Here is a 21,303-nt window from a genome sequence, read left to right on the forward strand (position 1 = left end):
CTTGATATAGCTCGTTGATTGTTTAAGTCAATCACTCTTGAAAGTACTACTCTGAGTACTCAAATTATCGGAATTAACGTTGACATATTGTCATTCAGTTTTCAATGTTCATGTCTTTGTTTCTTTTGACTCGACAAGAATTAATTATACACAAGTTATCAATCGAAGTCAACAACTTTTTTAAATTCTTTTTTCGTCATTTCGTTGAGTATTTTGTTTGCCGCTCAACAAGATATAACTATACAGCCTCTCAAACCTTTTAACAACACTAAAATTTACACTCTTTAAGGGGGTTTTATCTTTTTGAATATTTATTACCAATTTTTTCTGAAATAAATAAAAAAACTGAGATAGACATACTTGCATCTATCTCAACATATTCGTTTCTTCTATATAACATTACATCTCCGTACGACCAGAGATTGCCTTGGATAATGTCACTTCATCTGCATACTCCAAGTCGCCACCAACAGATAATCCTTGTGCGAGACGTGTCACACGAATACCTAGTGGTTTAACGAGTCGCGACAAGTACATTGCTGTTGACTCACCTTCTAAGTTAGGGTTCATTGCTAAAATAAGCTCTTGTACACCTTCATCTTTAAGGCGGTCCACAAGTGCTGGAATATTGATGTCTTCCGGACCGATCCCATCCATAGGAGAAATCGTCCCATGTAACACGTGATACAAACCTTTGTATTCTTTCATCTTTTCCATTGCAATCACGTCTTTGTCATCTTCAACAACACAGATAATAGAACGATTGCGTTGTTTGTCTTCGCATATGTAGCACGGATCTTGTTCTGTAATATGACCACATGTACTACAATATGTAAGTTCTCGTTTTACATCTACTAATGCTTTGGCAAATTGTACAACATCGTCTTCTTTCATCTCTAACACATGAAAAGCCAGACGTTGAGCCGTCTTTGGACCAATGCCTGGCAGTTTCATAAAGCTATCAATGAGCTTTGATATAGGTTGTGGATAATGCATCTTACATCAATCCTGGAATGTTTAAACCTTTAGTATGTTTACCTAGACGATCTGCTGTTAGCTCATCTGCCTTGTTCATTGCTTCATTCGTTGCAGCAAGTACTAAGTCTTGTAACATTTCAACATCTTCTGGGTCTACAACTTCTTCATTGATAATGACATCGACAACTTCTTTATGTCCTGTTACAACAACTTTCACCATGCCGCCGCCAGCTGTACCTTCAATTTTTTCTTCTTTTAATTTATCTTGTTCTTCTGCCATTTTCTTTTGCATTTTTTGCATTTGTTTCATCATTTGTTGCATATTACCGCCACCGCGCATAATGTGATTCCTCCTTGATATATAAAAATTCATGAATTGTTATTATCGTAAGGTTCAATACCCCTAGATTCGTTTACAATTATACATACCTTTATGGCTATTGTCATGTTTCGCTATCTACTTCATGGACAATGTCCGCACCGAAAATATCTTTTGCTGCTTGAACGGCACTTAGCTGTGTTTCTCGTTCTTTTTTCTGTCCAGATGGTTCGCCACCTTGACGCTTTCGCCCTTGAATATAATCACTGCGCACTTGCATCCATTTATCAGCAGGTACACCGACAACTTCTACAGACTTGTTAATAATGTCTTGAACGACTTTCTCTACACTGTGTCGTTTTTCTTCATCTTTTTGCAAGATTTCACAGTGGATTTCTTCTTCAAATTTAATAAGGACTTTGTCTTCACTTGCTGCAACAGGTTCAGAGTTTTGTAATAAGCTCACTAACGCTTTTTGTTCTCTATCCTTAGCATACTGAATAACGTCGAGCCAACGCTCTTTAATGCGTGCAATATCTTCTTTGTTCGCATTATCTAAAACTTTCGCAATACGTTCTACCGAATACGTTGTTGTACCGCCACGACGTTTCACAGGCTGTGTTTTAGGTGGTGCCGGACGTCCCCCACCTTGAGATCTCAATGTTCTCAACTCAGACTCCAACTTATCTAAACGCTCTAGCAAACCTGTGTCGACTGGTGCATTGTTTGGTGTCGGTGTACTTGTCTCGTGACTTGTCGACTTAATCATTTCAGATAACTTCACGAGCAACACTTCAAAATGGACGTTCTGGTTTACGCTAAATCGAATCGACACGAGCGTATCGTTAATGACATCAATCATTTTGTAAAGTACATCGAGTGTTAAATGACTGAGTGCATCGTATTCAAATGACGTTGCTGTCGTTTTTGCCATAATCGTATCACGTACAAAATAAATCATATCGTTGATTAAACGATTGACTTCTTTTCCTTGGCTCACAAATGAATGATAACGTTCAAAAGCACTGTGCACATTGCCTTGTACAACATCACCCAATAATAAATTCAAGTCGGCGTCAGCTAAACTCCCTGTTACATCCAATGCATCTTGTAGTGTCAAATGTTCGTCCCCGAATGCAATCGCTTGATCCATAATACTTAAAGCGTCACGCATACCGCCCTCAGATGCTTTCGCAATGAAATCTAACGCCGCTTCTTCATAACCAATCTCTTGCGTTTCAGCCACGTATTTTAAGCGCGACACGATTTGCTCATGGTTAATCGCTTTAAAGTCAAAGCGCTGTGCACGAGAGATAATCGTAGGTGGAATTTTATGTGGTTCTGTCGTCGCAAGAATAAAGATTGCGTGTGCAGGTGGTTCTTCAAGTGTTTTTAACAACGCATTGAATGCCCCTGTTGTAAGCATGTGCACCTCATCAATAATATAAACTTTATAACGCGACTCACTCGGTGCATATTTCACTTTATCTCGAATATTTCGTATTTCATCCACACCGTTGTTACTTGCTGCATCAATTTCAATGACATCAGAGTTGGTTCCCAATGTAATACCTTTACAAATGGCACACGTGTTACACGGCTCACCATCATGATTTGTTTCACAATTGATTGCTTTGGCAAATATTTTCGCAATACTCGTTTTACCCGTTCCTCTCGGGCCACTAAAAATATATGCGTGGGACTGTTTTCCTTTTGCAATAGCGTTTTTTAATGTTTTCGTCACATGCTCCTGACCGACAACGTCATCAAAACTTTGCGGTCTGAACATACGATATAGCGCTTGATAATCCACTGTTGCACCTCCGAATATACAATGCTTTCATTATATCACGTTCCTGATTTTTTAGGCGAGAGACAGGAAAGTCATTTTTTTAAAGTTTTTATTGCTCCACTATGCCAAATATAAAAAGCCCAAACTGTCGCGAAGAACACCATGGACTATTGTCTCATCATGTTGCCTCAAAACAGTCTGAACTGTTATTGCAATAACGCCTACACGTTAAAAAATAAATCTGGGTATTGTACTTCGCCATGCGGTGGATTTTCTAATGAATCCCATAAAAATTTTACACGCACCGCTTCATCTGGCACATTAAACGGCACAGTAATCTCATGTTTAGAAGCTACTTCATACCCTAACTGCGCATAATAGTCTGGATGCCCTAACACGACAATCGTCGTATACTCTTGTGCATACGCACGCTCTTCTAAAGCTTGCACTAATGCCTTACCAATCCCTTTATGCTGATATGCTTTGGCAACAGAAAGGGGGGCCAACGCTAACGCAATATATGTGTCGTCGTCGCTTTGAATCGTCACTTCACTACACATTGCATGCCCAATAATGTCATCGTCTGCTGTTTTTGCAATCACTTCTAACTCATAGCGATAATCAGGTGCCATGCGCAGTCCTTTTACAAGTGCCGCTTCATTATGATTAGACGCTGCTACATCTTCAAATGTATTTTCAATCATTTGTAAGGATGGTTCGTAATCCATCTCTGTAAGTGTGCTAATAAAAATCGACATCTTAACGCCTCCTTACTCGTTTTAAAAAGTTATCTACGGTCATAGTTATTATAACATTTATTATCACGAAGCATGATTGGGATCAAAGTGATGAACTCGTCCATCGAACAAAGGATGTAAAGTTCTGCCGACAAAACGGCTTTGCGAATATTAATAATAGCTGTTTCGCAGTAGCGCCAAAAAGTTTATTAAAAATACTTCTCCCCAGTCACTTACTTATTTTAGACTGCTCAATCCCTCACTAAAATGGCATAAAAATAGAGTCGAAACAATCGCCTAACGCGTATTATCTCAACTCTTTATATATCATTAATCACTCACTTATAAATTAAAAACCGTGCACCTTTGTGTTGAATGGGCATCATAAGCGTTACCAAAGTCGATAGCTAAACCTCGGCTACCCTACGGCACATATGAGTGTCCACTTAATGCTGCTTCCGTCAGGACCTGACATGGTTCGTGGGTTCATATTGCATAGGACCGAAGTCTTCAAACACCTCGTGCTTTGGGCAGACCTCACAAATACACACCCGTGACAAAGGAATTCAGCCTCGCTAAAGCGGTTTTCGAGTACAGGGAACCGCTACCTCCCCGCTTAGCACGGTACGATTAATAATACTATACATCATTATTATATTGCAAGCGTAATCCTATATATACATCATTATTTTTGGCGTCGTGAAAAATCTACAAAACGAAATTCTGTTGCCAAATGCCTAGAAATATTATATTGGAACTTTGTCGTATCCTTTAAATGCACAATGCCTCGAACGGTCGCTGTATAATTTGGCGTGACATCACCAAACACTTTATATTCCGCATCACCAAATGGCTCGAACGTAATTGACTTACTAGAAAAGCTAATCTCGTAACCTTTCACTTGTTCAATGTACGTATAAACGGAATCTAACACAATTGCTTCTGTTAAGTCAGGGAACAAATCATATAACAAATAGTCTTCATCAATAATTTTTGTGACTCCATCAATTTTACGATCACGCACGAAATGCCACAAACGTGTGTCAGCTGATAAATTGAGTGCTTGTTGAACAGTCGGTACGTCTCCGGCAACAATCTGTTCAAAAACATGAAGATGTGTTTCATAAGTTTTGCCACTCTGTTGTTGGACTTCTTTGAAACTTACAAGATCCGCAAACGGGAACTCCGTCACACCTTGATAGATGACAACCGAGCCTTTACCACGTATTTTCTGAATCATGCCGTCAGACACTAACATGTTCAAACTTTTACGGACTGTTTCACGTGACACATTGTACTGTTCGACCAACTGATGTTCAGATGGCAGTTGTGCACCGTACGCATATGTGCCGTCCACAATTGCCGTACGCATATGCTCATAAATATGTCTAAACTTGTTTTGTTTTTTCATCGCCTTTACTCGCCTCTTATTTCGATTCTATAGAAATAACGTACGACGCATACGGATCAAGATAACCATCGGCAAGATTGCCATTTTGTAAAATGATGTCACCTTCAAGTTCAATGTCTTCTGGAAGCTGCGCAGGTTGATCTGTCATATTTGCAACGACCAACCATTTTTGACCTTCAAAGTTACGCTCATAAATAAAGAGCTGTCCGTGATCCATATAGCGTGGCACAATATCGCCATACGTAATAATATCATGTGTATGTCTTAATTCAATTAACTTTTTATACATATAGAAAATAGAATTCGGATCTTCAAGCGCCGCTTCAACATTAATCGTTTCATAATTTGGCGCAACATCAATCCATGGCGTTCCGGTTGTAAAGCCTGCATTCGCATCGGCTGACCATTGCATCGGTGTGCGCGAGTTATCCCGTGACTTCTGACCGAGAATCGTCAAAATCTCCTGCTCATCATAACCTTTTTCAACCATTTCATTATATGCATTCAATGATTCAACATCTCGGTATTGCGCAATTGATGTGAAATGTGGATCTGTCATACCGATTTCTTCACCTTGATATATATACGGCGTTCCTTGTAATAAATGTAGCACAATCGCTAACGTTTTGGCACTTTGTTGTCGCATCGCTTCATCTAAATCCGTACCAAAGCGTGATACGACACGTGGTTGGTCATGGTTACACCAGAAAATCGCATTCCAGCCACCACCTTGATAAATACCTATTTGCCAATCCATTAAAATGGTTTTGAGTTGTTGTAAATCCAGTTTTTGATTCGTCCATTTCTCTCCATCTTTGTAATCCACTTTTAAATGATGAAAGTTAAAAGCACTGCTCAGCTCTTGACGATCAGGGTGCGTATATTTAATACAATGGTCAATGGTAGTTGAAGACATTTCCCCTACCGTCATCAAACCTTTATCGCCAAAAGTATGTCGGTTCATCTCGTGAATATATTCATGGACACGTGGACCATCTGTGTAGAACTCTTTACCAATCTCTTTAGAGTTTTCAAATGCACCTTTAGACACAAGATTGATTACATCAAAACGAAAACCATCGACGCCAAAGTCTATCCAATAATTGAGCATTTTATAGAGTGCTTGACGTACTTTTTCATTATCCCAGTTAAGGTCTGCTTGGCTTACATCGAACAAATGCAAGTAGTATTCCTCGGTTTGGTCATCGTATTGCCATGCGTTGCCACCAAACTTAGAGACCCAGTTTGTTGGCGGGCCATCTTGTGAATCCTTAAAGAAATAATAGTCACGATACGGGCTATCTTTAGATTGACGTGCATCTTGGAACCATTCATGCTCCGTCGATGTGTGGTTAATAACGATATCTAATATCACCTTAAGACCACGTGCATGTGCGCCATCTAACAACTCACGAAAGTCTGCTTTACTTCCGAACTGTTCGTTGATTTCATAGTAGTTGCGAATATCATAGCCATTATCATTCATTGGCGAATCGTAAATAGGTGTCAACCATAAATAATCTACACCTAAAAATTGTAAGTAATCCAACTTGTCGATAACGCCTCTGAGATCCCCTTCCCCATTGCCTGTTGTATCATTAAATGATTTTGGATAAATTTGATAAACGACCGATTTTTTCCAATCTTGATCTGTCATGATGTATGTCACCTTCCATAAGTAGTATCGATATAGAGTAGAAATAATGAGAAGTAGAAAAGGCAATTACGCACGATTCTACTTCGTTGTTTTAAATGTTTATTGTTAAGCGTCTGGTGTGTCGACCATTTTCTTCGCTTTTTCACGACTAAATTTTGAGAAGATCACCGTTAAAATGGCTGGGACGACCATTGAGATGAGTGTTGCAATCGCAAACACACCCCAGAATTCACGATTGATTGAGATAATTGCTGGAAGTCCACCAACGCCTACTTTACCTAATACGCCGAAAGTTCCAAGTAATGCACCTGTTAACATTGTTGTAATAACAGCGGCAAAGAATGGATATTTCAGTGGTAAGTTCACACCAAACATTGCGGGTTCTGTGACACCTAAAAAGCCTGATAAACTTGATGTCGCCGCAAGACCTTGTTCTTTCGTCATATGACGTTTTTTAAACACATACCAAGCACCTAACGCAGCTGAACCTTGCGCGATGTTAGATTGTGCCAAAATTGGCCATAAGTAAGTCCCTTTTAATTCACTACCAATTAATTGGAAGTCAACCGCTAAGAACATATGATGTAACCCTGTAATAACAAGTGGTGCATATACAAGACCATAAATGGCACCACCGAGCCAACCAGCACTTTCAAATAATGTTGTCACTGCCACAGTAATACCTGTACCAATCCATAATGCAACAGGGCCAATCACTAAGAACGCCAAGAAACCTGTCACTAATAATGCTACGGGTGCAACAACTAATAGCTTAATTGAATCAGGCGTAATCTTATTCATACCTTTTTCAATTTGAGCGAGTACATAAGCAGCAATTAATACTGGAAGTACTTGTCCCTGATAGTTCAATTGTTCGATGGCAATACCGAAAATATGCCATTTCGGAATTTCTTCTGCTGTTCCAATTTCATACTGTGATAACAATTGCGGGTGCATTAACACAAGTCCTAATACGATACCGAGCACCGGATTACCTCCGAATACACGCATCGCACTCCAACCAACTAATGCAGGTAAGAAAATAAATGATGTCGTTGCAATGACGTTAATAATATTCGCCACATCCGCAATTTGCGGGAATTGTTCAATAATAGATGGTGAACCTTTTGCCCATTCCATCGTTAAAACGTTGTTAATCCCTAACAATAAACCGGCAGTTACGATTGCTGGCAAAATAGGAATGAAGACATCTCCTAAAAGCTTGATCAATCGTTGTAACGGGTTGCCTTTCTTCGCTGCTTGGGCTTTCGCCTCATCTTTAGATACTGCTTGTGTGCCTGTTTCATTAATAAACACTTTGTATACTTCATCAACCGTTCCCGGTCCGATCACAATCTGGTATTGATTGTCAGCTTTGAACTGCCCTTTGACGAGCGGGTTGTCACTCAATCGGTCCTTATCTACTTGATTGTCATCATTTAAAACTAATCTTAAACGCGTCACACAATGCGTTGCAGATTGTAAATTTTCCGGACCACCAATTGCTTCAACAATATCTCGTACATCCGATTGTTTTACTGCCATGCTATTCACTCCTCGTTTTCCAACTTGTATATACAAATTATAACTTGTCTGTACAACTTTTGCAAAGGCTTTCACAAATTATACATTTTTTATTTTTTGAATGCAAAATAAAAAAGCAGCGTAAAAATCTTTTCCCTGAAGATCTTTACGCCACTGATATCAAATGATGTTACATATTAGAAAAAGAGTGATGCCATAATCAATGTACTAATACCTGCTAAAATACAATACAACATCGCTGGTCCGAGTGTTTTACTAATAACACTACCTTCTTTACCCGGCATATTAACAACCGCACATACCGCCACTACGTTATGCACACAAATCATATTACCTGCTGCCGCACCAATCACTTGCGCACCAAGCACCGTGTACACGTCTGCACCGATTGCTTGTGCGATATTTGCTTGAATTGGTGCGAACGTTAATGTAGATACGGTCGCACTACCTGTAATAAATGACCCCAGTGCACCTAGGAACGGCGCAATCACAAGCCATACATCTCCAAACGTATTTGCCATACCATTTGCAATAAATTCTGGCATACTTAATAAATCATTGCCGTTTAAACCTGAGTTACTGAATACATGTACCATCGCAAGTGTCGCGATTAATGTAATCGTTGTGACACGAATCGTTTTCAATGACGCAACACAAGCTGTTGTAAAGTTACGCATTGATTTGCGTTGAATCAATACCGCTAAAAATGCTGAAACGAGTAAGATGGTACCCGGTGAGTATAACAATTCCCAACTAGATGAGATACGCTCATATCCCAAAATTTCGTTCCATGAAAGATTCAGTACAGATGTTGTAAATGCTTTCACCGGTGCAACAACACGTGTGAGTAAAAGTAATGCAACAACAATCAAGTAAGGTGACCATGCAGATAATAAACTCATATCATGTTTCGCTGATACCGCTGATGTATCGTAGTCATCAGCAAGTGCATCTTGCCAAATTGTTTTCGGTATTAAGATGCCTTTTCTTGCCGTAAATACAGCTACAACTAACACTGTTAAAGGTGTTAGGATAGATACGAACTCTGGCCCTGTCATCATTGCGTAGAACCATGCTGTAAACACATACACGACACCGATCAATAACGTCCAAGGTGCAATCTCTAAAATTGCTTTCGCTTTACCATTTTTCCCAAAGAAGAACACCATTGTCGCAACCATAATAAATGGAATCATCACACCGCTAAGTAATTCGACAACAGTTACTCGCATAGTTGTCATATGGAACAATGTGTCATTCGCATTTTTCAAAGTACTAAGACCGACTAAAATCGGTGTCCCTACTGCACCGAATGATACAGATACACTATCTGCAATCAGTGCTGTCACAACACTTGTCAATGGTTTGAACCCAAGTGCAACCATTAACGGCGCTGTAACCATTGCCGGTGTCCCAAATCCTGAAGCACCTTCGATGAGTGAACCGAATAAGAATGCAACGATAATCACTTGTACACGCATATCATGTGACACATTTTGAAATCCTGCATTAATACGTGCAACGGCATTTGTTTCTCTTAACGTATTGAGTAACGTTAAAGCACCGAATAAAATTAAAATAATCGTCAATGTTTTATGTACGCCTTGTAAGAAAGATGCAGTAATAACCCCGCCATCGATTCCCCAGAAGAAGTACCCTAAAATTGTCACAACGATTGCGCTGATCGTCATACCAACAAGGGCCGACATACGTAAAACAACTAAACAAATGAATGGTACAATTACTGCGCTTAACGCAACGAGCATTAATAAGGCATTCATTTAAATTCCCCCAATAACATGATGAATAATGATAGTCATCTGATGACCTTATGACTAATTTAATAAAATTGTAAGCGTTTTTGCATATTAATTCAATATTTATATATTTAACTTTCTAATTGAATAGCCTATACCATTAGTTTCTTGTCACATTTCCATGAATTGCAGGAGGTGAAAACCCCTAAATCTATTGATAATAAAGGGGTACAGAAGAATTACATGCAATTTATTATCTTTCATAATTTGTTGCTTTTTTGTACATATTTAAATAACTCGTCTGAATAAAACACATAAAAGTATATTTACAATTTCGACCTTCATCAGTTACATAGTACTCCAATAGTATTGATGTATTCTTGTCCAACCCAAATTTCATAATCAATTTTTTCATTCTACACGATATTTTTTCACTTCAATGAGCTTATAGCATTTAAAATGAAAATAGAGTGGTATATAATAAGAATTATCAAGGTAAACCACTGCCTTGCTCTAAGCCAAATAGAAAGGTGATCGTTATGACAAGCAAACACAGCAAAGATATTATTATTATTGGAGCAGGTGTCCTTAGTACGACGTTCGGTTCAATGATCAAAGACCTTGAGCCAGACTGGAACATAAAGCTTTATGAGCGTTTAGATCAGCCAGGTGAAGAAAGTTCAAATGAGAACCATAACGCAGGTACTGGACATGCTGCACTTTGCGAGCTTAACTACACAGTACAACAACCTGATGGCTCTATTGATATCGAAAAAGCAAAAGTTATCAATGAAGAGTTTGAGATTTCAAAACAATTCTGGAGCTATCTTGTAAAAAGCAAGAACATTGACACACCAAGAGATTTCATTAATCCATTACCACACATTAGCTTCGTTCGTGGCGTGAATAACGTTAAGTTCTTAAAAGACCGCTATGAAGCAATGAAACAATTCCCTATGTTCGACAACATCGAATATACAGAAGACATTGAAGTGATGAGAAAATGGATGCCGTTAATGATGAAAGGCCGTAGCGCAAGTGACATCATGGCAGCAAGTAAAATTAATGAAGGTACTGACGTAAACTTCGGTGAGTTAACACGTAAAATGGCACGCAGCATTGAAAAACATCCAAATGCGCATGTACACTACAACCACGAAGTAACTAACTTCCACCGCCGTGAAGATGGCAAATGGGAAGTTAAAGTACGCAACCGTCAAACTGGCAACGTACAAACTGAAATTGCAGACGTTATCTTCATCGGTGCAGGTGGCGGTGCGATTCCATTGCTACAAAAAACTGGCATTCCAGAAAGCAAGAACTTAGGTGGTTTCCCAATCACAGGTCAATTCTTAGCATGTACAAATCCATCAGTTATCGAAGAACACGGGGTTAAAGTTTACGGTAAAGAGCCACCAGGCACACCTCCAATGACAGTACCTCACTTGGATACACGCTTTATCGATGGTAAGAAAACATTATTATTTGGACCTTTCGCAAGTGTTGGACCTAAATTCTTGAAAAATGGTTCTAACTTAGACTTATTCAAGTCAGTTAAACCATATAACATCACAACATTATTAGCGTCAGCTGCGAAAAACTTACCATTATTAAAATACTCTTTTGATCAAATTTTAATGACAAAAGAAGGTTGTATGAACCATTTACGTACATTTGTTCCTGAAGCAAAAGATGCTGATTGGGAACTTTACACAGCTGGTAAACGTGTTCAAGTAATTAAAGATACTGAAGAATACGGTAAAGGCTTTATCCAATTCGGTACAGAAGTTGTTAACTCTGAAGACCACACTGTTATTGCGTTACTTGGTGAATCACCAGGGGCATCAACATCTGTGTCAGTTGCTTTAGAAGTTATCGAACGCAACTTCCCAGAAGAATTATCTGATTGGACAGCAAAAATCCAAAAAATGATTCCATCATATGGTAAATCATTAATTGATGATGAAGCATTAATGCGCAAAACACGTGAACAAACTTCTAAAGACTTAGAATTGAACTATTACGAATAAAAGGAGTGCGCATCTACATGAAAAAATTTGTTTTCGTAGCAATTATTATCGGTGCGGCAACAGCTGCATTAAAACGTTATCAACAACATGTTAACAAAATGCCAAACATCGAATACTAATCTTTAATTGAAGCCATATATTTAAGGTGCTGAGCATCTTAGATATATGGCTTTTTTTAGTTTCTAGCAATAAAAAAGCGACAGAACCGCAATTGGCCTGTCGCTCTTTTTATTTGAAATGATTACTTACTTTCTTTTTCTTTTTTACGTCTTCTGAAGAATAATAGTGCGCCTAATCCAGCGAAAAGACTACCAAACAATGTTGTTTGTTGAGATTCTTGTCCAGTCTCTGGTAAAGCTTTGACATCTTCTTTCTTAGACGTTTCATGTGTGCTGGCACTTTCTTGCTCTGTGCCTGTCACTTTTCCAGTTGCCATGACTTCATCACTTTCATGATCCACTGTTTCTGTTGGACTAACTGGTGTTTCAACTGGTTTCACAACCGGTTCTTGTTGCTTGTCAGTATCATCTTTCTTGCCTGTATCACTATCATCGTTATTTTCAGTGACATTAGGAACTTTAATACCTGTTAGCTTTTCAAGTTCTGCTGGTAAGTTACCACGTTGACTTTCTGGTAATGCATTGACTTTATCAGTCGCAGTAGCTTTCTTAGCTTGTGCTTCTTCTTGAAGTTTTTCTAACTCTGCTTTTTCGGCTGGCGTGATGATGCCATCTTCTTGTGCTTTCGCTAATGCATCTTTCGCTGCTTGGTCCGCTGCCTTAGCTTCTTCTACTGCTTTCTCTGCTTCTGCTCGTTGTGCGTCCACATCATCAGCCACACCATTGGCGTCTGCATCATTTACTTCTGGCACTTCGATACCTGTTAACTTATCAAGTTCCGCTGGCAAGTCACCTTTTTGTGATTCTGGTAATGCGTTAACTTTTTCTTCAGCTGTTGCTTTCTTAGCTTGCGCCTCTTCTTGAAGTTTTTCTAACTCTGCTTTTTCGGCTGGCGTAATTAAGCCGTCTTCATTCGCCTTAGCTAATGCATCTTTCGCTGCTTGGTCTGCCGCTTTTGCTTCTTCGACTGCTTTTTCTGCTTCTGCGCGTTGTGCATCTACATCGTCAGCTACACCATTTGCATCTGCATCGTTCACTTCTGGTACTTCGATACCTGTTAATTTATCAAGTTCTGCCGGTAAGTCGCCTTTTTGATTTTCCGGCAATGCATTCACTTTTTCTTCCGCAGTTGCTTTCTTATCAACAGCTTCTTGTTGAAGACGTTCTAACTCAGCTTTTTCCGCTGGCGTAATTAAGCCGTCTTCATTCGCCTTAGCTAATGCGTCTTTTGCCGCTTGGTCTGCTGCTTTTGCTTCTTCTACCGCTTGTTCAGCTTCTTCGCGTTGCGCATCCACATCATCGGCTACACCATTTGCGTCCGCATCGTTAACTTCCGGTACTTCGATACCTGTTAATGCATCTAATTGTTCCGGTAAGTCACCTTTTTGATCTTCCGGTAATACGTTAACTTTGTCAGTTGCCGCATCTTTCTTAGCTTGTGCCTCTTCTTGAAGTTTTTCTAACTCCGCTTTTTCTGCTGGCGTAATTAAGCCGTCTTCATTCGCTTTTGCTAATGCGTCTTTCGCCGCTTGATCTGCTGCTTTTGCTTCTTCGACTGCTTTTTCTGCTTCTGCACGTTGTGCGTCCACATCATCAGCTACACCATTTGCGTCCGCATCATTTACTTCCGGTACTTCAATACCTGTTAACTTATCAAGTTCTGCTGGTAAGTCACCTTTTTGATCCTCTGGCAATGCGTTAACTTTGTCAGTCGCTGTTGCTTTTTTATCAGCAGCTTCTTGTTGAAGTTGTTCCAACTCGGCTTTTTCTGCTGGTGTAATTAAGCCATCTTCTTGTGCCTTAGCTAATGCGTCTTTTGCCGCTTGGTCTGCTGCTTTTGCTTCTTCTACCGCTTGTTCAGCTTCTTCGCGTTGCGCATCCACATCATCGGCTACACCATTTGCGTCGGCATCGTTAACTTCCGGTACTTCAATACCTGTTAATTTATCGAGTTCTGCTGGTAAATCGCCTTTTTGGGATTCTGGCAATGCGTTAACTTTGTCTTCTGCTGCCGCTTTTTTATCAACAGCTTCTTGTTGAAGTTGTTCCAATTCAGCTTTCTCGGCTGGCGTAATTAATCCATCTTCTTGTGCCTTAGCTAATGCGTCTTTCGCTGCTTGATCTGCCGCCTTAGCTTCTTCGACTGCTTTTTCTGCTTCTGCACGTTGGGCGTCCATATCGTCAGCTACGCCATTCGCATCTGCGTCATTTACTTCTGGCACTTCAATACCTGTTAATGCATCTAATTGTTCCGGTAAGTCACCTTTTTGATCTTCCGGTAATGCATTAACTTTTTCTTCTGCAGTTGCTTTTTTATCAACAGCTTCTTGTTGAAGTTGTTCCAATTCAGCTTTCTCGGCTGGCGTAATTAAACCATCTTCTTGTGCCTTAGCTAATGCATCTTTCGCCGCTTGGTCCGCTGCCTTAGCTTCTTCTACTGCTTTTTCTGCTTCTTCACGTTGCGCATCCACATCGTCTGCTACACCATTTGCATCTGCATCAGTCACTTCTGGTACTTCGATACCTGTTAATGCATCTAATTGTTCTGGTAAGTCGCCTTTTTGGTCTTCCGGTAATGCGTTAACTTTTTCAGTTGCCGCATCTTTCTTAGCTTGTGCCTCTTCTTGAAGTTTTTCTAGCTCTGCTTTCTCGGCTGGTGTGATTAAGCCATCTTCTTGCGCTTTATTTAATGCATCTTTTGCCGCTTGATCTGCTTGCTTCGCTTCTTCAACCGCTTTTTCTGCTTCTGCGCGTTGTGCATCCATATCATCAGCTACTCCATTCGCATCTGCATCGTTCACGTCCGGTACTTCGATACCTGTTAATTTATCAAGTTCCGCTGGTAAGTCGCCTTTTTGATCCTCTGGTAATGCGTTAACTTTATCAGTCGCTGCATCTTTCTTAGACACTGCTTCTTCTTGAAGTTTTTCCAATTCAGCCTTTTCTGCTGGTGTAATTAAGCCATCTTCGTTCGCTTTTGCTAATGCATCCTTCGCTGCTTGGTCTGCCGCTTTTGCTTCTTCTACTGCTTTTTCTGCTTCTGCACGTTGTGCGTCCACATCGTCTGCTACACCATTCGCATCTGCATCGTTCACGTCCGGTACTTCGATACCTGTTAACTTATCAAGCTCTGCTGGTAAGTCACCTTTTTGATCTTCCGGCAATGCGTTAACCTTGTCAGTCGCTGCATCTTTCTTAGCTTGTGCCTCTTGTTGAAGTTTTTCTAACTCCGCTTTTTCCGCTGGTGTGATTAAACCATCTTCTTGTGCCTTAGCTAATGCATCTTTTGCCACTTGATCTGCCGCCTTAGCTTCTTCAACTGCTTGTTCAGCTTCTTCGCGTTGCGCATCCACATCATCGGCTACACCATTTGCGTCCGCATCGTTCACTTCCGGTACTTCGATACCTGTTAATTTATCAAGTTCCGCTGGTAAATCACCTTTTTGATCCTCTGGTAATGCGTTAACTTTATCAGTCGCTGCATCTTTCTTAGCTTGTGCTTCTTCTTGAAGTTTTTCCAACTCTGCTTTTTCGGCTGGCGTAATTAAGCCATCTTCTTGCGCTTTCGCTAATGCATCTTTCGCTGCTTGATCTGCTGCCTTAGCTTCTTCTACCGCTTTTTCTGCTTCTTCGCGTTGCGCATCCACATCGTCTGCTACTCCATTTGCGTCGGCATCATTTACTTCTGGTACTTCGATACCTGTTAATTTATCGAGTTCCGCTGGTAAGTCACCTTTTTGATCTTCCGGTAATGCGTTAACTTTTTCTTCAGCTGTTGCTTTCTTAGATGCTGCTTCTTCTTGAAGTTTTTCTAACTCTGCTTTTTCTGCTGGCGTAATTAAGCCATCTTCTTGCGCTTTATCTAATGCGTCTTTCGCCGCTTGATCTGCTTGCTTAGCTTCTTCTACCGCTTGTTCAGCTTCTTCGCGTTGCGAATCAACATCATCAGCTACACCATTGGCGTCCGCATCGTTTACTTCTGGTACTTCGATACCTGTTAATTTATCAAGTTCCGTTGGTAAATCACCTTTTTGACCTTCTGGTAATGCGTTAACTTTATCAGTCGCTGCATCTTTCTTAGCCTGTGCTTCTTCTTGAAGACGTTCTAACTCTGCCTTTTCAGCTGGCGTAATTAAGCCATCTTCGTTTGCCTTAGCTAATGCATCTTTCGCCGCTTGATCTGCTTGCTTAGCTTCTTCTACCGCTTTTTCTGCTTCTTCGCGTTGCGCATCCACATCGTCGGCTACACCATTCGCATCTGCATCGTTTACTTCTGGTACTTCGATACCTGTTAATTTATCAAGTTCTGCTGGTAAGTCGCCTTTTTGGTCTTCCGGCAATGCGTTAACTTTGTCAGTCGCTGCATCTTTCTTAGCTTGTGCTTCTTCTTGAAGACGTTCTAACTCTGCCTTTTCAGCTGGCGTAATTAAACCATCTTCATTTGCCTTAGCTAATGCATCTTTCGCTGCTTGATCTGCTGCCTTAGCTTCTTCTACTGCTTGTTCAGCCTCTGTACGTTGTGCATCTACATCGTCGGCTACACCATTGGCGTCGGCATCGTTTACTTCTGGTACTTCGATACCTGTTAATTTATCAAGTTCCGTTGGTAAATCACCTTTTTGACCTTCTGGTAATGCGTTAACTTTATCAGTCGCTGCATCTTTCTTAGCCTGTGCTTCTTCTTGAAGACGTTCTAACTCTGCCTTTTCAGCTGGCGTAATTAAGCCATCTTCGTTTGCCTTAGCTAATGCATCTTTCGCCGCTTGATCTGCTGCCTTAGCTTCTTCTACCGCTTTTTCTGCTTCTGAACGTTGAGCATCAACATCATCTGCCACACCATTGGCGTCCGCATCATTCACTTCTGGTACTTCGATGCCTGTTAATTTATCAAGTTCTGCTGGTAAGTCTCCTTTTTGGTCCTCAGGTAATGCGTTAACTTTTTCTTCCGCAGTTGCTTTCTTATCAACAGCTTCTTGTTGAAGACGTTCTAACTCCGCTTTTTCCGCTGGTGTAATTAAGCCATCTTCGTTTGCCTTATCTAATGCGTCTTTCGCTGCTTGATCTGCTGCCTTAGCTTCTTCTACTGCTTTCTCTGCTTCTGCACGTTGCGCATCAACATCGTCAGCTACTCCATTGGCATCTTTGTCGTTCACTTCCGGCACTTTAATACCATCTAAACCGTTTAAAGTTTCAGTTAATCCATCTTTTTGATCTTTCACTGATTGTGGTGTTTCCGGCAAGTTCGATACGGCTGTTTCTGCTGCTGTTTTCGCGTCTGCTGCTTTTTGTGCTAAATCCGCTAACTGTGCTGCTTCTTCTGGATTAATCACACCGTCTGCATTTGCTTTCTCTAATGCATCCTTCGCTGCTTGATCCGTTGCTTTTGCTTCTTCAACTTTTGCCTGTGCATCTGCTAATTGAGCATCCACTGTGTCATCAATACCATTTTCGTTTTGGTCGTTCACAGCTGGCACGTCAATACCTGTTAAGCCTGCTAATTCCACTGGTAAGTCACCTTTTTGGTCCTCAGGTAATGCATTCACTTTGTCTTCAGCTGTCGCTTTTTTATCTGCTGCTTCTTTTTGAGCTGCTTCTAATTCAGCTTTTTCAGCTGGGGTAATTAAACCGTCTTCGTTCGCTTTCGCTAATGCGTCTTTTGCTGCTTGATCCGCTTGCTTAGCTGCTTCTACCGCTTTTTCTGCTTCTGCTCGTTGGGCATCGACATCATCTGCTACACCATTACTATCTTTATCGTTCACAGCTGGTACTGTAATACCATCTAAACCGTTTAAAGTTTCAGTTAATCCATCTTTTTGATCTTTCACTGATTGTGGTGTTTCCGGCAAGTTCGATACGGCTGTTTCTGCTGCTGTTTTCGCGTCTGCTGCTTTTTGTGCTAATTCTTCTAACTGAGCTGCTTCTTCCGGCGTGATTAAGCCATCTTCGTTTGCCTTATCTAATGCATCTTTCGCTGCTTGGTCCGCTTTCTTAGCTTCTTCTACCGCTTGTTTTGCTGCTTCTACTTGTGCATCCACATCGTCTGCTACACCATTCGCATTTTCATCGTTTACTTCTGGAATATCAATACCTGTTAACTTATCAAGCTCTGCTGGCAAGTCACCTTTTTGGTCCTCAGGTAATGCGTTAACCTTGTCAGTCGCCGCATCTTTCTTAGCTTGCGCCTCTTGTTGTGCTGCCTCTAATGTTGCTTTTTCTTCTGGCGTGATTAGGCCGTCTTCTTGTGCCTTAGTCAATGCATCCTTCGCTGCTTGGTCCGCTTTCTTAGCTTCTTCTACTGCTTGTTTCGCTGCTTCTACTTGCGTGTCTACATCGTCTGCTACACCATTACTATCTTTATCGTTCACAGCTGGCACTGTGATGCCATCTAAGCCATTTAACGTATTAGTCAAATTATCTTTTTCTGCTTTTACTGACGCTGGTGTGTCTGGCAAGTTTGATACCGCTGTTTCTGCTGCTGTTTTCGCGTCTGCTGCTTTTTGCGCTAATTCTTCTAACTGAGCTGCTTCTTCTGGATTAATCACACCGTCCGCATTTGCTTTCTCTAATGCATCTTTCGCTGCTTGGTCCGCTTTCTTAGCTTCTTCTACCGCTTGTTTTGCTGCTTCTACTTGTGCATCGACATCATCTGCTACACCATTTGCATTTTCATCATTTACCGCCGGCACTGTAATACCGTCTAAGCCATTTAACGTATTAGTCAAATTATCTTTTTCTGCTTTTACTGCCGCTGGTGTGTCTGGCAAGCTTGATACGGCTTTCTCTGCCGCTATTTTAGCATCTGCTGCTTTCTTAGCTAAATCTGCTAACTGTGCTGCTTCTTCTGGGTTAATCACACCGTCCGCATTTGCTGCGTCTAGTGCGTCCTTGGCTGCTTGATCCGCCGCTTTTGCTTCATCAACTTTTGCTTTTGCATCCGCTAACTGTGCATCAACTGTGTCATCAATACCATTACCGTCTTTATCATTTGAAGATGGGACTTTGATGCCATCTAAACCATTTAATGTTTCAGTCAGTGTATCTTTTTCTGTTTTTACTGCTGCTGGTGTGTCTGGCAAGCTTGATACCGCTGTTTCTGCTTCTGTTTTTGCATCTGTTGCTTGTTTTGCCAACTCAGCTAATTTCGCCGCTTCTTCTTGATCAACAACACCATCTTTATTTGCTTCTGTTAACGCATCTTTGGCTGCTTGATCTGCTTGCTTCGCTGCTTCAACTTTTGCTTTTGCATCCGCTAACTGCGCATCAACCGTATCAGCAATACCATTTTCATTTTGGTCATTGACTGTTGGCACTGTAATGCCATCTAAGCTTGCCAATTCAGCCGGTAAATTACCTTTATGTTCCTCTGGTAACGCATTTACTTTTTCTTCCGCAGTTGCTTTTTTATCTGCAGCTTCTTTTTGTGCTGCTTCTAATTCAGCTTTTTCTGTTGGTGTAATCAAGCCGTCCGCATTCGCTGCATCTAACGCATCTTTCGCAGCTTGATCTGCTGCCTTAGCTTCTTCTACTGCTCGTTTCGCTGCATCGGCTTGGGCATCAACATCGTCTGCTACACCATTACCATCTTTATCGTTCACGGCTGGCACTGTAATACCTTTTAAGCCTGCTAATTCAGTTGTAAAACCATCTTTCTGTGTTTTAACTGCTTCTGGTGTTTCTGGCAAGCTTGATACGGCTGTCTCTGCCGCTGTTTTCGCATCTGCCGCTTTTTGTGCTAAGTCCGCTAACTTATCAGCTTCTTCTTGACTAATAACGCCATCTTCATTCGCTTGTGTTAATGCATCTTGTGCCGCTTTGTCCGCTGCTTTTGCCGCATCAACTTTTGCTTTTGCATCCGCTAACTGTGCGTCTACTGTGTCATCAATACCATTTTCATTTTGGTCATTCACAGCTGGCACATCAATACCAGTTAGGCCTGCTAATTCTGTCGGTAAGTTCCCTTTATCTTTCTCAGGTAACGCATTTACTTTTTCTTCTGCCGCTGCTTTTTTATCAGCCGCTTCTTTTTGAGCAGCTTCTAATTCAGCTTTTTCTGTTGGCGTAATGACACCATCTGCATTCGCTGCATCTAATGCGTCTTTTGCTGCTTTATCCGCTGCCTTAGCTTCTTCGACTGCTTGCTTCGCTTCATCCACTTGTGTATCAGCATCGTCTGCGACACCATTACTATCTTTATCATTCACAGCTGGCACTGTGATGCCTTTTAAACCAGCAAGTTCTCCAGACAATGTATCTTTTTCTGTTTTTACTGCTTCTGGTGTTTCTGGCAAGCTTGATACTGCTGTCTCTGCCGCTGTTTTCGCATCTGACGCTTTCTTAGCTAAATCCGCTAACTGTGCTGCTTCATCCGGATTAATGACACCATCCGCATTCGCTTGTGCTAATGCATCTTGTGCCGCTTTGTCCGCTACTTTTGCCGCATCCACTTTCGCTTTTGCATCTGCTAATTGTGTATCAACAGCGTCATTAATGCCATTTTCGTTTTGGTCGTTCACAGCTGGCACGTCAATACCTGTTAAGCCTGCTAAAGTCGCTGGCATATCACCTTTATATCTTTCTGGTAAAGCATTAACCAAGTCTGTCGCTGTTGTTTTCTTCGCTACTGCTTCTTGTTGTGCTGCCGTTAACGCTGCTTGCTCAGTTGGTGTAATCAAACCATCCGCATTTGCTTCTGTTAACGCGTCTTTTGCTGCTTGGTCTGCTACTTTCGCTGCTTCAACTGCTTCTGCTGCACCGTTAATATTACGTAATGCATTTTTAATATCATCAGAAACATTCATAACCGCAAAGCTTTTATCTGTTTGTAAATCGTCAGAACTATGCACACCGTTATTAAATGTGTAAGTAATTGGCACTTTTAAAACTTCTTCATCTTTATCGTAATACTGTTGAAGTTTTTGCCATTTTTCTGTGTTGTTTTCAATATCTGCTAAAGTTAAA

Annotated in this window: 11 protein-coding genes and 1 other RNA gene; 2 read left to right on the forward strand and 10 right to left on the reverse strand. The window is 40.9% G+C overall.

Annotation, left to right across the window (positions count from 1 at the left end):
• Positions 1-399: 399 nt before the first annotated feature.
• The 9 genes from recR to TP70_RS08815 all read right to left on the reverse strand — a co-directional run bounded on the left by recR (position 400) and on the right by TP70_RS08815 (position 10,220).
• Complete coding sequence (recR, locus tag TP70_RS08780) at positions 400-996, reverse strand: recombination mediator RecR (RefSeq protein ID WP_044361059.1); 597 nt, start codon at positions 994-996, stop codon at positions 400-402.
• Between the two features lies 1 nt (position 997).
• Positions 998-1,318, reverse strand: a complete 321-nt coding sequence (locus TP70_RS08785) for a YbaB/EbfC family nucleoid-associated protein (protein WP_044361061.1) — start codon at positions 1,316-1,318, stop codon at positions 998-1,000.
• 103 nt (positions 1,319-1,421) lie between these two features.
• Complete coding sequence (dnaX, locus tag TP70_RS08790) at positions 1,422-3,110, reverse strand: DNA polymerase III subunit gamma/tau (RefSeq protein WP_044361062.1); 1,689 nt, start codon at positions 3,108-3,110, stop codon at positions 1,422-1,424.
• 200 nt (positions 3,111-3,310) lie between these two features.
• On the reverse strand, positions 3,311-3,847 hold the full coding sequence (locus TP70_RS08795; protein ID WP_044361064.1) for a GNAT family N-acetyltransferase: 537 nt from the start codon (positions 3,845-3,847) through the stop codon (positions 3,311-3,313).
• Between the two features lie 335 nt (positions 3,848-4,182).
• Positions 4,183-4,451: signal recognition particle sRNA large type (gene ffs / locus TP70_RS12040), an RNA gene on the reverse strand.
• A 60-nt stretch (positions 4,452-4,511) separates the two neighbouring features.
• Entirely contained in the window at positions 4,512-5,237 is a 726-nt protein-coding gene (gene treR / locus TP70_RS08800) for a trehalose operon repressor (protein ID WP_044361065.1), read from the reverse strand.
• Positions 5,238-5,253: 16 nt separating this feature from the next.
• A complete protein-coding gene (treC, locus tag TP70_RS08805; protein ID WP_044361066.1) occupies positions 5,254-6,894 on the reverse strand; it encodes an alpha,alpha-phosphotrehalase in 1,641 nt (546 codons plus the stop codon).
• A 105-nt stretch (positions 6,895-6,999) separates the two neighbouring features.
• Positions 7,000-8,439, reverse strand: coding sequence for a PTS system trehalose-specific EIIBC component (gene treP, locus TP70_RS08810; RefSeq protein WP_044361068.1), 1,440 nt, complete (start codon positions 8,437-8,439; stop codon positions 7,000-7,002).
• Between the two features lie 176 nt (positions 8,440-8,615).
• Positions 8,616-10,220, reverse strand: a complete 1,605-nt coding sequence (locus tag TP70_RS08815) for an L-lactate permease (RefSeq protein ID WP_044361071.1) — start codon at positions 10,218-10,220, stop codon at positions 8,616-8,618.
• A gap of 515 nt (positions 10,221-10,735) precedes the next feature.
• Between TP70_RS08815 and lqo the strand changes: the two genes are divergently transcribed.
• Positions 10,736-12,226 carry an L-lactate dehydrogenase (quinone) gene (gene lqo, locus TP70_RS08820; RefSeq protein WP_044361073.1) on the forward strand — a complete coding sequence of 497 codons (1,491 nt, stop codon included), beginning with the start codon at positions 10,736-10,738 and terminating at the stop codon, positions 12,224-12,226.
• Between the two features lie 17 nt (positions 12,227-12,243).
• Positions 12,244-12,345 carry an SE2200 family small protein gene (locus tag TP70_RS12045; protein ID WP_084207684.1) on the forward strand — a complete coding sequence of 34 codons (102 nt, stop codon included), beginning with the start codon at positions 12,244-12,246 and terminating at the stop codon, positions 12,343-12,345.
• A 122-nt stretch (positions 12,346-12,467) separates the two neighbouring features.
• Here TP70_RS12045 and TP70_RS08825 read toward each other — a convergent pair whose 3' ends face one another.
• Positions 12,468-21,218: an LPXTG cell wall anchor domain-containing protein gene (locus TP70_RS08825; RefSeq protein WP_211253725.1), complete on the reverse strand. Its 8,751-nt coding sequence runs from the start codon at positions 21,216-21,218 to the stop codon at positions 12,468-12,470.
• Positions 21,219-21,303: the final 85 nt, after the last annotated feature.

This window comes from Staphylococcus microti (genome assembly GCF_000934465.1).
GTDB lineage: Bacteria > Bacillota > Bacilli > Staphylococcales > Staphylococcaceae > Staphylococcus > Staphylococcus microti.

Coding starts and splice junctions, on each gene's coding strand:
- treP (WP_044361068.1), bottom strand. CDS start 8,439: ATGGCAGTAAAACAATCGGATGTACGAGATATTGTTGAAGCAATTGGT.
- recR (WP_044361059.1), bottom strand. CDS start 996: ATGCATTATCCACAACCTATATCAAAGCTCATTGATAGCTTTATGAAA.
- TP70_RS08785 (WP_044361061.1), bottom strand. CDS start 1,318: ATGCGCGGTGGCGGTAATATGCAACAAATGATGAAACAAATGCAAAAA.
- TP70_RS08815 (WP_044361071.1), bottom strand. CDS start 10,220: ATGAATGCCTTATTAATGCTCGTTGCGTTAAGCGCAGTAATTGTACCA.
- treC (WP_044361066.1), bottom strand. CDS start 6,894: ATGACAGATCAAGATTGGAAAAAATCGGTCGTTTATCAAATTTATCCA.
- TP70_RS12045 (WP_084207684.1), top strand. CDS start 12,244: ATGAAAAAATTTGTTTTCGTAGCAATTATTATCGGTGCGGCAACAGCT.
- TP70_RS08795 (WP_044361064.1), bottom strand. CDS start 3,847: ATGTCGATTTTTATTAGCACACTTACAGAGATGGATTACGAACCATCC.
- treR (WP_044361065.1), bottom strand. CDS start 5,237: ATGAAAAAACAAAACAAGTTTAGACATATTTATGAGCATATGCGTACG.
- lqo (WP_044361073.1), top strand. CDS start 10,736: ATGACAAGCAAACACAGCAAAGATATTATTATTATTGGAGCAGGTGTC.